We start from the raw sequence: 12,694 nt of genomic DNA, 5'->3' as shown, positions 1-12,694 counted from the left end.
CAGAACTTGCCTACACGTAAGAGATATTTGCACCGAACTAAGTTTCAGTACTGCCCGCAAATTTCTCACGTAATTTATCAAGAGCACGCTTGTAACGCATTTTTGTAGCACTCAAACCCATGTGCATGATGTCAGCGATTTCCTGAAATTCCAGCTCTGCGACAAATCGTAGCACGAGAATTTCGCGGTCAATCGGGTTCACATGCACCAACCAGCGATCAAGTCCGCCCTTCTCCTCGGGTGTCGGCGCCTTTTCTTCAGACGCTTCCTCAAGGGGGTCCAGACTCAACGCGTCCATCAAGCGACGCTTTCGCCGTTCCTTACGATACTGCGTGATGCACTCGTTGTACGTGATGCTATAGAGCCACGTCTTGAACTTCGATTTGCCCTCGAAGTTCTTCAGGCCATACAGCACCTTGAGCATCACTTCCTGACAGACATCATCCGCATCTCTATCGTTCCCTAAATACCTTGAACAAACGTTGAACAGAGTGCGTTGATACCTGCGCATCAATTCTTCGTACGCGCGTGTTACGTGAAACAGCTCCGTGTGCGAGCGCGCGACCAACTCCTCATCAGAGAGCTCACGGGGGTCATAGCGCGTGGACAGCGTTTGGGCTTTATTCAAAACAAGTCGTGCCGACAGTCAGGTCAATGTCCGCTGCAACCCGGTCACCCAGGTTTGCGGCGGCGTACATTAGCAGGGTTTGCCGGGTTAGCGGCTACTGACCTGCTGCTCCAGAAGAATCCGGTTGGACAGCGACACCAGCTCACCGTCATCGGTCAGCACCGTTGTCTTGACTGTGCCGATCTCCTCGATTTGCCCTTCAACCTCGCCCACACGCACCTGTTGCCCAACCTGGTACAACTCACGCACATAGATTCCCGCAAGAATCTGGCCGGCAATTTCCCGGCTTCCCAAGCCCATGGCCAGCGCAACGGCCAGACCAACGGTAATCAAAACAATCACAATCACGTGGTTGAGCAGGTCAGTCTTGACCTCCAACTGGCTGATCGCGACGGAAATACTGATGATGATCACCAGCCCTTGGGCAATTCGCCCCAGGCCCGCAGCATAATCCAGCCCCACGCCTTCGGCAGCCCCGCGCACCAGCCCGTTGGCCAATTGCGCGAGTAAAACGCCTACCAGCAGCACCAGCGCGCCACCGAAAACCTTCGGTAAATACAGCGCTAGCATGTCGAGCGTAGCCGAAACTCGCTCAAGTCCAAGGGATTGTGCCGCAGAAACCAGAAAAATAAGTAAAACGAACCAGTAGACGATCTTCCCGATCAGGGTAGAAATCGGCACCTGCAGCCCGGCGCGGCCGAGTAATTTAGTCAGGCCAGTGCCGGCCATCAAGCGATCCAGCCCGAGTTTGGCCAGCAATTTGGACAGCAGGGTGTCAAGCAACTTGGCTACGACAAACCCCAACAATACCAGGACCAGTGCACCAAACAGGTTGGGAATGAAGTTCGCCACCTTGGTCCACAATGCGGTCATTGCCGTGACCAGGCTCTGGGTCCAGAGATCAAGTTCCATATTCAATCAGCCTTATCAGCAGTGCGAGCAAGCGGTTTACGCCGTGAAACCGGTGATACATGGGCCGAACCATTGTTCAAGGCCATCATCAACGCCGGCAGCCAACGCCCGAGCAGACCGAACAGGTCCCCCGCCCCTACCTGACGGTTGGCGGTTTTCAACACGCGACCCAAGCAAGCATCGTCATCACGGTTGGATGGCGAAGCATTGAGCATGTCACGCAAAGACTGTTCGAACGGATCGTGCATAGAGACCTCTCGCAAGTATTTTAAAAGACGAGGGTAAAATTCCTGGGGTCACATAAACCCCTTCTTACGTTCAGGTCATATTCAGGTCAAACCCAGCGTAATCGTCGAAATAGCCACCATTGCCCGACGGCGACAGCCACCATCATCAGGCACGCAATCACGAAGCCGTAGGGGTTGCCCGAGAAGGGTATCCCACCCACATTGATGCCCAGCAACCCGGTAAGAAAACTCATCGGCAAGAAGATCCCGGTGATGATCCCGAAGCGATACATCGTGCGATTCATGCGTACGCTCAAGCGCCGATCTTCAGCCTCCAGCACAAGCCCCACGCGCTCCCGAGCCAATTCAAGCTCTTCCAGGTAGCGGGTCAGGCTGTTGTGTAATTCATTCCAATAGTCAGCATCGTCGTCACAGAACCATGGCAATTTGATCCGCGTCAGCTGGGCAAAGATATCCCGCTGTGGCGACAGGAAACGCTTGAGCCCGGCCGCTCGCCGACGGATCTGCAAAACGTTGCCGTGCTCTGGAGTATACCGTTCGTCGGCATCGAGCTTTTCTTCCTCGGAATCGACGATTTCAGACAAGTCGGTGACCAGATCCTGCACTTTATGGGTCAGGTACTGCGCCATATAAAGGATCAGTTCCGACGCGGTCTTAGGGCCTTTGCCATCTGCCAATTGCACCAGCAGCTCATCGGTGGCGCGCAGCGGGCGCAAACGCAGGGAGATCACACGATTGGCCGACGCGAAGATACGCACCGAGACCATGTCTTCCGGCTCTGCACCCGGGTTGAGATTGATTCCACGCAGAAACAACAACAATTCGGCGTCCGGCAGCGGTAGCAGCCGTGGACGAGTGTTCTCTTCCAGCAACAGGTCACAGGCAAACTCGCTCAGGCCGCTGGACGTGCGCAACCAGGTCTGGGTCTGCGGGTGGCTGCGATCCCAATGCAGCCAAAGGCTTTCCTGAGGCTGCAATTGCAAATCGTCGAGCTCAGTCCGGGCAATCGAACGCGCACCGCCTTTACCGTCCAGCACCAGGGCATGCACCAGCCCCCATTGCGCGTTTTCTTCCTCGAACATCCTCACCCCTATCGGCTACTGCGGTTTATTCAGGCATTTCAAGCGGGCTGGGCGACACGATTACGCCGTTGTTGTCAGCGTAAATGTACTCTCCCGGGCGGAACGTCACGCCCGCGAACGTCACGACGACGTTCAGGTCGCCAATACCACGCTTGTCGGTTTTCATCGGGTGGGTGGCCAGGGCCTGTACACCCAAATCGATCTGCGCGATGACGTCGACGTCGCGGATGCAACCGTAGATCACCAAGCCTTCCCATCCGTTTTTAGCGGCTTTCTCGGCGATCATATCGCCCAGCAATGCTCGACGCAGGGAACCACCGCCGTCGACCACCAGGACTTTGCCTGCCCCCGGCTGGTCGGCTTGTTCCTTGACCAGGGAGTTGTCCTCGAAGCATTTGATGGTGACGATCTCGCCACCAAAGGAGTCTCGGCCGCCGAAGTTGCTGAACATCGGCTCCACTACCTGTACCAGTTCCGGGTAGGCGTCACACAGGTCGGGGGTCACGTAATGGTTCATCGAGAAACTCCTGTCGTCAAAGAAGAGGTCGAACATCCCATGGTGTACATCAGAAAAACGCGTCGCAACAGGCATTCTTTAAGTGCTGACCTGTTTGCGGCGGCCATGATCAGACCCACGCCAGCGCAACGCAATACCTGTTGCGCGACTGAATATGACCAGAAGCCCCTGGCGCGTCATATCTTAGCCGCAACGACTCAAGAGTGAAACGCCCTTGGTAGAGCGCTTCGTCAAACCGCTGCCACGACTGCTGGCTGCGTCCCGAATAAAGGTGTCAATGGGTCTTTCAACCAACGCTCCACCAGCGGCCACACTTGAGTCTGCGCGGGTTTGCTGACCAGCATCTCCACATGCCCGAAATCATCGGTAAAGCCTTGCTCGCGCCCCAGGCACAGGTACTGGCGGTGCTCGCTGCCGACTTGCTCAAATAACGTGCGACACGCCCAATCCGGGTCTTGCCGGTCGCCCGCCGCGCTCACCGCCAACAGCGGTACGTCGACCTGCGCCAGGCCTTTCCACCAGTCGCACTCGGCATCGCCAAAGCGGCCGAACAGGCCGTGCCAGCGCATCGACTCGATCATCACACCGACCGGCTCATCCTCAGGACCACGCTTGAGCCGTGCGCCAGACAATTGGCCAAAGCGCTTCAAGATGAATCGGCCGCCCCACTCCACCGGTGGAATTTTCAACGGCCAATACGTGCGGCTGACCTGGCAACCAAACAACGCCACAGAAGCCGCGCCTGGCGCTCCCAGGTGCTGGCCGCCGAGCGCCGCCGCCAGGGTCGTACCGCCCAGGGAGTGACCGATCCAGTGTGGGATTTGCCCACTTTGTTCACGCACAAACGCACCAATGGCCGGCAAATCGTAACGCGCGTAATCGGCAACACGGTTTCTGGCGTAATCGTGGTTGCGTCTGGACAAGCCATGGCCGCGCATTTCCGGGATCCACACATCGAATCCCCGGCGCGCCAGGTAAGCGCCCAGGCCGATGCCCTTGGGGGAGTACCAGAAACGCCGGTTGGAAAAACTACCATGCAACAGGATGACCGGCGTGCCCCGGTTTTCCGGGACATCCGCCAGGCCCAAACGGGTCACCGCCAGCTCGACGGTGCCGTCGGGGCTGTTACCGGGTTTGAGGCGATACACATCTTCACTCAGGTCGCCGCGACGTTCAGCGCTGATCAAGGCGACGGGAAACAGGTTGCTGCTGCTTTGCATAATGCTCTTGCACAAAAAAGGGCGACGTCCGCAAGGATTCCGCCCTGTACAGATAAGAATGCCGGTCAACCTGACGATTGACCGGCACTTTTGACGTAGCGACCTTAAGCGGACGCTTGGCCTTCCGCCAGGAAGAACCAGGTTTCCAGCACGGAATCAGGGTTCAGCGAGACGCTTTCGATGCCCTGTTCCATCAACCATTTGGCCAGGTCCGGGTGGTCGGAAGGGCCTTGACCGCAGATGCCGATGTACTTGCCAGCCTTGTTGCACGCCTGGATGGCGTTGGCCAGCAGCTTCTTGACCGCCGGGTTACGCTCGTCGAACAGGTGCGCGATGATCCCCGAATCGCGATCCAGGCCCAGGGTCAGTTGGGTCAGGTCGTTGGAACCGATGGAGAAACCGTCGAAGAACTCCAGGAACTCTTCGGCCAGAATGGCGTTGGACGGCAGCTCGCACATCATGATCACGCGCAGGCCGTTCTCACCGCGGGTCAAGCCGTTTTCGGCCAGCAGGTCCACCACCTGGCTCGCCTCGCCCAAGGTGCGCACGAACGGCACCATGATCTCGACGTTGGTCAGGCCCATCTCGTTGCGCACGCGCTTGAGGGCGCGGCACTCCAGTTCGAAGCAGTCACGGAACGATTCGCTGATGTAACGCGAAGCGCCACGGAAGCCCAGCATCGGGTTTTCTTCTTCCGGCTCGTAGAGCTTGCCGCCGATCAGGTTGGCGTATTCGTTGGACTTGAAGTCCGACAGGCGCACGATGACCTTTTTCGGGTAGAACGCCGCCGCCAAGGTGCTGATGCCTTCCACCAGCTTCTCGACATAGAAGCCCACCGGGTCGTTGTAACCGGCAATGCGCTTGTCGACGCTTTCCTTGATCTCCAGCGGCAGGCCGTCGTAGTTCAGCAGGGCCTTGGGGTGCACGCCGATCATGCGGTTGATGATGAACTCCAGGCGGGCCAGGCCCACACCGGCGTTCGGCAACTGCGCGAAGTCGAAGGCACGGTCCGGGTTACCGACGTTCATCATGATCTTGAACGGCAGGTCAGGCATGGCGTCGATGGAGTTTTGCTTGATGTCGAAGCCCAGCTCACCTTCGAAGATGAAGCCGGTGTCGCCTTCGGCGCAGGACACAGTCACACCCTGGCCATCCTTGAGCAGTTGGGTGGCGTTGCCACAACCGACCACCGCTGGGATCCCCAGCTCACGGGCGATGATCGCCGCGTGGCAGGTGCGCCCGCCACGGTTGGTGACGATGGCGCTCGCGCGCTTCATCACCGGTTCCCAGTCCGGGTCGGTCATGTCGGAGACCAGCACGTCGCCGGGCTGGACCTTGTCCATCTCGGACACGTCCTTGATGATCCGCACCTTGCCGGCGCCGATACGCTGGCCGATGGCACGGCCTTCCACCAGCACGGTGCCGGTTTCTTTCAGCAGGTAGCGCTCCATGACGTTGGCCGACGTGCGGCTCTTCACGGTTTCCGGACGCGCTTGAACGATGTACAGCTTGCCGTCGTCACCGTCCTTGGCCCATTCGATGTCCATCGGGCACTTGTAGTGCTTCTCGATGATCATCGCTTGTTTGGCCAGTTCGCTGACTTCTGCGTCGGTCAGGCAGAAACGCGCACGTTCGGCCTTGTCGACTTCGACGGTTTTCACCGAGCGACCGGCCTTGGCCTCGTCGCCGTAGATCATCTTGATGGCCTTGCTGCCCAGGTTGCGGCGCAAGATGGCCGGGCGACCGGCCTCAAGAGTGTGCTTGTGGACGTAGAATTCGTCCGGGTTGACCGCGCCTTGTACGACGGTTTCGCCCAGGCCGTAGGCGCCGGTGATAAACACCACGTCACGGAAGCCAGATTCGGTGTCCAGGGTGAACATGACCCCGGCGGTGCCGGTTTCCGAGCGCACCATGCGCTGCACGCCAGCGGACAGGGCCACCAGCTTATGGTCGAAACCCTGGTGTACGCGGTAGGAAATAGCACGGTCGTTGAACAGCGAGGCAAAGACTTCCTTGGCCGCACGGATCACGTTTTCCACGCCGCGGATATTAAGGAAGGTTTCCTGCTGGCCGGCAAAGGAAGCGTCCGGCAAGTCTTCGGCGGTGGCCGAGGAACGCACGGCAACCGCCATGTCCGGGTTGCCGGCGGACAATGCAGCGAAAGCGGTGCGGATTTCTTCGTTGAGCTTCTCGGGGAACTCGGCTTCCATGATCCATTGGCGGATCTGGGCACCGGTCTTGGCCAGGGCGTTGACGTCATCGACGTCCAGGGCGTCCAGCGCGGCGTGGATCTGGGCGTTGAGGCCGCTCAGCTCGAGGAAGTCACGGTAAGCCTGGGCCGTGGTGGCGAAACCACCGGGCACCGAGACACCAGCGCCTGCAAGATTACTGATCATCTCGCCGAGGGATGCGTTCTTGCCCCCCACATGCTCTACATCATGGACGCCGAGCTTATCGAGGGAAACTACGTACTCTACCAAGGTGATCTCTCCACTTTCTGTGTTGGAAAAGCTCAGGACGCGGGTTGCTCAATAGGAGCTAACGCCAGCGCTTGTGGCCTGGACCTGGAAAATAAGTGAGAATGCGGCCCACTGCGGGACGGCAAAATCGCGCCTATCATATCCAAGATTCGCCATCAGCTTAAGGCCCAGGGCTCAAATGAAACGATCTGCTTTCTTTATTTCCGACGGCACCGGCATTACAGCCGAGACATTGGGCCAAAGCCTGCTCGCACAGTTCGAAAACATTACCTTCGCCAAATTCACGCGTCCTTATATAGACAGCGTGGATAAAGCGCGGGCCATGGTACAACAAATCAATCTGGCGGCCGAAAAAGACGGCTTTCGGCCGATCATTTTCGACACCATCGTCAATCAAGACATTCGTGAGATCCTCGCCACCTCGAATGGTTTCATGATCGACATCTTCTCGACCTTCCTGGCCCCCCTGGAACAGGAACTGAGTGAACACTCCTCCTATTCGGTCGGAAAGTCCCATTCCATTGGGCATAACTCCAACTATATGGAGCGTATCGAGGCGGTGAACTTCGCCCTCGACAACGATGATGGCGCCCGTACGCATTACTACGACAAGGCCGACCTGATCCTGGTAGGCGTGTCGCGCTGCGGCAAAACCCCCACCTGTTTGTACATGGCCATGCAATTTGGTATCCGCGCGGCCAACTACCCGCTGACCGAAGACGACATGGAACACCTGACGCTACCGGCAGCCCTGCGCGCGCATTCGCACAAGTTGTTCGGCCTGACCATCGACCCGGACCGTCTGACGGCCATCCGCAACGAGCGCAAGCCCAACAGCCGCTACTCCAGCTATGCCCAGTGCGAGTTCGAAGTGCGTGAAGTGGAAAACCTGTTCCGTCGCGAGAATATTGCGCACATCAACTCCACGCATTTCTCGGTGGAGGAGATCTCGGCGAAGATTCTGGTGGAGAAAGGCGTAGAGCGGCGGTTCAAATAACCCACTGAGCCTCGTTGCAACAGGCGCTTTTCCTGTGGCGAGCGGGCTCCCTCGCCACAGGTTACTTTTTAGCCTTTTTGTCCCGCGTTGGGGCGCGTAGCAGCCCTAAAACCAGGCGATAACGTCTGACTGATACACCGCATTCTTCCTGATTGGGGCTGCTTCGCAGCCCAACGCGGGGCAAGCCCGCTCGCCACAGAAAGCCCGCTCGCGACATAACACCTGCTGGCGCTAGAGATGAAACCGCCCGCCCCCCTGCCCCAGCGCCGTGGCCAGTGCATCAAACCCCGCCCGCAATAACTGATCGTCGCCCGACGTATTACAGATACTCGCCCGAATAAACTGCGGCACCGCCGTCTGCCCCACGGCAAAAGCCTCGGCGGTGGCGATCAGGTAATTGTTCTGTTTGAGCTCCGCCTCGATTTCCGACGCACGCCAGGGTTCCGGCACCTCGATCCAGAAGTGCGGGCTGTTGAGGTGGGTGCGATAGGCCAGGCCATTCAGCAGGTCGCGCACCAGGGCTTTGCGCCGGCTGATCTCGTTGATCTGCTGACGCAGCAGGTACTCCGCCGTGCCGTTTTCAATCCACTGGGTCGCCAGTTCCAGGGTCACGGGGGTGGCCATCCAGCAGGTCGAACGCAGCGCCGCCGAGATGCGGCTGACCAGTGCCGGTGGCGCGTGTACGTAGCCAACCCGCAAACCCGCCGACACCGCCTTACTCAGGCTACTGATCAAGATCGTACGCTCAGGCGCGAAGAAACTGAGGGGTGGCGGCCGATCTTCTACCAGCACACCGTGGGCTTCGTCCTCAAGAATCAGCAGATTGTGTTCACGACAGACTTTGGCCAACGCCTCCCGGCGCGTAACCGACAGCACCGCCGTGGTCGGGTTCTGAATCGTCGGGGTGCAGTACAACGCCGAAACCCGGTGATTGCGGCAGACTTCATCCAACGCCCCCGGCAGCACACCTTCTTCATCCATTTCCAGGCCAATTAATCGCACACCCAGCATGCGCGCGGCGGTGATGAGCCCTGGGTAAGTCAGTTGTTCGGTGACCACCGTATCACCGGCACGCAACAGCGCCATCATCGCGCAAAGCAAGCCGTGCTGGCCGCCATTGACGCAGATGACTTGCTCGGGGATCGGATGAAAATCACGCTGCACCAACCATTGCGCACCCGCCTCGCGGTAGCGTGGCAAACCGGCGTCCGGGGTGTAGGCGCTGATGTCCTGAAGGAATTTGGCGTTGGTCGAGAGGGTTTGGAAGCTCTGGGCGAGAAATACCGTTTCCTGCCCGGGGATGTGCATGTTGCGGCTCATGTCGAAGTATTGGCGCGGCTCCTCGCTGAAGTTGCGAAAGCCTTCATCGCGCTGGCGCTCCATCCCACGCTTGCGCACGAAGGTCCCGTCACCGACCCGCGCCACGACCAACCCCAGGCGTTCCAGCTCGCCGTAGGCCCGGCTGATGGTGCCGATGGTCACACCCAGATTGTCGGAAAGCACCCGGTGGGGCGGCAGTTTTCGTCCCGGTTCAATCAAGCCTTCAAGAATGCCTCGTTCCATGACATCAGACAGGCGCTTGTACTTCACGCCCTGCCCGTTGGACAAGCCCTCACGCATAATTGACACCATGTCAATATTTGTTTTGACAGCCATCTTTCGCCCTAATAGTGTGCTTTTACGGGTTCAATCGCCGAAAAAAATAACTCATTACAAGTTCAATATAGAGTTCAATTCCGGCTCAGGGAAGCAATAAACGATGCCAATGTCCGCCGTTCTCGAAAACACTGCAAAATCAAAAACTCAAAAACAGTGGTTGGCCGGCTTGGTGACCAGCGTGATGTTTCTCATCGTGTGCCTGAGTTGGGGCACCACGTGGCTGGGTATCAAGATCGCCGTGGAAAGCGTGCCGCCGCTGACGTCCGCCGGCCTGCGCTTCCTCATCGCCTTCCCGCTGTTCCTGTGTTTTGCCCTGGTACGGCGCGAGCCGATCCTGTTTCCCCGGGAAAGCCGTTGGTTCTTCGTGTTTGTGACCCTGTCCTACTTCAGCGTTCCTTATTACCTGCTCAACTACGGCGAGATGCATGTGTCGTCGGGCCTGACGGCCCTGCTGTTCAGTTGCATGCCTGTCTTCATCCTAATCTTCTCCGCGCTGTTCCTGCGTGAGCGCATCTACTTCTCCCAGGTCGTCGGCATCGGTATTGGTTTCGGCAGCCTCTACATGATCATCAAGAGCCAGGGCCTGCACCTGGATCACGCCGAGTTCTTTGGGGTGCTGGCCATTCTGACCGCCGCGATCATGCATGCCCTGTGCTACGTCATGACCAAGCAAAAAGGCAGCGCCATCAGCGTCATCACCTACAACACCCTGCCTATCGGCATTGCCGGGTTGATGCTGTTCGTGGCGGGCCTGTGGTTTGAGACGCCGACCTTCGACACCATCACCCTGCGTTCCTGGGGTGCGCTGTTCTACCTGGGGCTGGTCGCCTCGGTCGGTGGATTCATCGTGTATTTCATGCTGCTCAAGCGCCTGAGCCCGATCATCCTGTCGTTCGTCTTCATCATCTTCCCGGTGTTCGCAGTGATCATCGGTGCCTGGTACGAAGGCGTGGAGATTTCCCGCGACCTGATGCTGTATTCGGCGATCCTGCTGGCCGGCTTTGCGATCACCAAGTTGCCGATTGAAAAACTCCTGGCCCAGAAAAAGTGACCGTCCCACAGCAAGCACACGAGAGAAGCATGGAAGTCCTGCGCCCCACCGCTCTGGAACAGATCTACGCCCACGCCAGCCGCAGCTATCCCGAGGAATGCTGTGGCTTTATCTTCGCCGACGGCAGCGTGTACCTGGGCAGCAATATCCAGAACGAGTTACACCGCAAGAACCCCCAGATGTACCCGCGCAGCGCGGCCAACGGCTACACCTTTTCCGTGGCCGACACCCTGCTGATGAACAAGGCGTTTCGCAGCGACAACCCGGTGGTGGTGATCTACCACTCTCACCCGGATGTCGGCGCCTATTTCAGTGACGAAGACCAGGACAAGGCGCTGTTCCTCGGCGAACCGATCTACCCCGTCAGCTACCTGGTGGTCGATGTTCGCCAGGGCCAGGCCCTGGGATCAAAGCTGTTTGCCTGGGATGGCAAACATTTCGCCCTTCAACCCTTCAACGACCTGCACACGGAGTTGTCCATGAACGCTGTCTCTTTCCCCGACATTCTGGTCCGCGTGGCCAAGCTGCCGGAATCAACCCTCGAGGGCACCGGATCGACATTGCGCGAAGTCATTGAAAACCTCTGCAACTACCACCCGCAGTTGCGCCCGCATCTTTTTCACGAAAAGAACAACCAGCTCAAGGAACACTTCCTGTTCACCGCCGAGGAGGAGTTGATCGGCGCCGATGAGCCATTACCGGCAAAAGCCAGAATCGAAGTACTGCTCGCGACCTCGGGGGGCATGGACGTCGACGCCTTGAGCAATGAAGAAGTGCAGCGCTATGTGCGCCACATCACCCTGCCCGGTGTCGGCCGCGAAGGTCAGTTGAACCTGAAAAAAGCCAAGGTGTTGATCATCGGCACCGGTGGCCTGGGCTCGCCCATCAGCCTCTACCTGGCGGCGGCCGGCATCGGCACCCTGGGCCTGGTGGACTTTGATGTGGTCGAAAGCAGCAACCTGCAACGCCAGGTCGTCCACGGCAACAGCACCTTGGGCATGCCCAAGGTCGAGTCCGCCAAGCAACGCCTGCAAGACCTCAACCGCCATATCCAGATCAACGCACACAACATGGCCCTCAACGCCGACAACGCCCTGGAACTGGTGGGTGCCTATGACCTGGTTATCGACGGCACCGACAACTTCGACACCCGCTACCGGGTCAACGATGCCTGCGTACAGTTGGGTAAACCCTTGGTGTACGGCGCCATCTACCGCTTCGACGGGCAGATCAGCGTGCTCAACTATAAAGGTGGCCCATGCTATCGCTGCCTGTTCCCACAAGCGCCGCCTGCAGAACTGGCGCCCAATTGCAGTGCCGGCGGCGTCATTGGCGTGTTGCCGGGGGTGGTGGGCATGATTCAGGCCACTGAGGCGATCAAATTGCTGATCGGTATTGGCGAACCGTTGTCCGGCCGCTTGATGCGTTTCGACGCGTTGGCGATGAAATTCAGTGAAATCCGCTTCAAGCGCCGCGCCGATTGCCCGTGCTGCTCGGAACTGCGCCACAGCGAAAACCTGGCACCGGCGGTGTGCGCGGATGCCATCGCGAGCCGACCGTCCCTGGCCGAAGAGCGCTATATCAAGCCCCAAGTGCTCAAGCAGGTGCTCGAACATCAGCGCAGCGCCGACGTATTGCTGGACGTGCGCGACGCCAGCGAATTGGAGGTGTGCAAATTGCCGGGCGTGGTGCATATCCCCCTGGCCGAACTGGATGGGCAACTCGCCAACCTGAGCCGCGACAACACCCACTACCTGATCTGCTATGCCGGAACCCGCGCCGAGCAAGCCGCCAGCACCTTGCTAGCCGCCGGTTTCGCCAACACCAAAGTCCTGCAGGGCGGCATGAAACATTGGGTGCGCGACGTCGAACCCGACATGCCTTTGTACTGATCCGGGGA

Annotated in this window: 11 protein-coding genes; 3 read left to right on the top strand and 8 right to left on the bottom strand. The window is 58.7% G+C overall.

Annotation, left to right across the window (positions count from 1 at the left end; translation table 11 throughout):
- Window positions 1–37: 37 nt before the first annotated feature.
- The 7 genes from sigX to ppsA form a co-directional block, all read right to left on the bottom strand.
- The gene (gene sigX / locus M5B43_RS11430; protein ID WP_003215014.1) at window positions 38–628 is read right to left on the bottom strand and encodes an RNA polymerase sigma factor SigX; all 591 of its coding nucleotides are present in this window, start codon (window positions 626–628) and stop codon (window positions 38–40) included.
- Between the two features lie 87 nt (window positions 629–715).
- Window positions 716–1,540, bottom strand: a complete 825-nt coding sequence (locus tag M5B43_RS11425) for a mechanosensitive ion channel domain-containing protein (protein WP_003193288.1) — start codon at window positions 1,538–1,540, stop codon at window positions 716–718.
- A 2-nt stretch (window positions 1,541–1,542) separates the two neighbouring features.
- A complete protein-coding gene (locus M5B43_RS11420; RefSeq protein ID WP_005790375.1) occupies window positions 1,543–1,788 on the bottom strand; it encodes a hypothetical protein in 246 nt (81 codons plus the stop codon).
- Window positions 1,789–1,874: 86 nt separating this feature from the next.
- Window positions 1,875–2,870, bottom strand: coding sequence for a zinc transporter ZntB (locus tag M5B43_RS11415; protein ID WP_248750202.1), 996 nt, complete (start codon window positions 2,868–2,870; stop codon window positions 1,875–1,877).
- A gap of 25 nt (window positions 2,871–2,895) precedes the next feature.
- On the bottom strand, window positions 2,896–3,387 hold the full coding sequence (rraA, locus tag M5B43_RS11410) for a ribonuclease E activity regulator RraA (protein WP_248750201.1): 492 nt from the start codon (window positions 3,385–3,387) through the stop codon (window positions 2,896–2,898).
- A gap of 230 nt (window positions 3,388–3,617) precedes the next feature.
- The gene (locus M5B43_RS11405) at window positions 3,618–4,607 is read right to left on the bottom strand and encodes an alpha/beta fold hydrolase (protein WP_248750200.1); all 990 of its coding nucleotides are present in this window, start codon (window positions 4,605–4,607) and stop codon (window positions 3,618–3,620) included.
- 104 nt (window positions 4,608–4,711) lie between these two features.
- Window positions 4,712–7,087, bottom strand: a complete 2,376-nt coding sequence (ppsA, locus tag M5B43_RS11400) for a phosphoenolpyruvate synthase (RefSeq protein WP_248750199.1) — start codon at window positions 7,085–7,087, stop codon at window positions 4,712–4,714.
- A gap of 178 nt (window positions 7,088–7,265) precedes the next feature.
- Between ppsA and M5B43_RS11395 the strand changes: the two genes are divergently transcribed.
- Window positions 7,266–8,084 carry a pyruvate, water dikinase regulatory protein gene (locus M5B43_RS11395; protein WP_003193298.1) on the top strand — a complete coding sequence of 273 codons (819 nt, stop codon included), beginning with the start codon at window positions 7,266–7,268 and terminating at the stop codon, window positions 8,082–8,084.
- A 231-nt stretch (window positions 8,085–8,315) separates the two neighbouring features.
- Here M5B43_RS11395 and M5B43_RS11390 read toward each other — a convergent pair whose 3' ends face one another.
- Window positions 8,316–9,740, bottom strand: a complete 1,425-nt coding sequence (locus M5B43_RS11390) for a PLP-dependent aminotransferase family protein (protein ID WP_248750198.1) — start codon at window positions 9,738–9,740, stop codon at window positions 8,316–8,318.
- A gap of 160 nt (window positions 9,741–9,900) precedes the next feature.
- On the opposite strand from M5B43_RS11390, the gene M5B43_RS11385 reads away from it, so the two are divergent.
- Entirely contained in the window at window positions 9,901–10,794 is an 894-nt protein-coding gene (locus M5B43_RS11385) for an EamA family transporter (protein ID WP_248750223.1), read from the top strand.
- Window positions 10,795–10,823: 29 nt separating this feature from the next.
- Window positions 10,824–12,686 carry a molybdopterin-synthase adenylyltransferase MoeB gene (moeB, locus tag M5B43_RS11380; RefSeq protein WP_248750197.1) on the top strand — a complete coding sequence of 621 codons (1,863 nt, stop codon included), beginning with the start codon at window positions 10,824–10,826 and terminating at the stop codon, window positions 12,684–12,686.
- The last annotated feature ends 8 nt before the right edge of the window (window positions 12,687–12,694 follow it).

Origin of the sequence: Pseudomonas sp. MWU15-20650 (genome assembly GCF_023242475.1) — a bacterium.
Lineage (GTDB): Bacteria > Pseudomonadota > Gammaproteobacteria > Pseudomonadales > Pseudomonadaceae > Aquipseudomonas.
The sequence above is the reverse complement of the archived record's forward strand: the minus strand, read 5'-3'. Positions and strand labels throughout refer to the sequence as shown.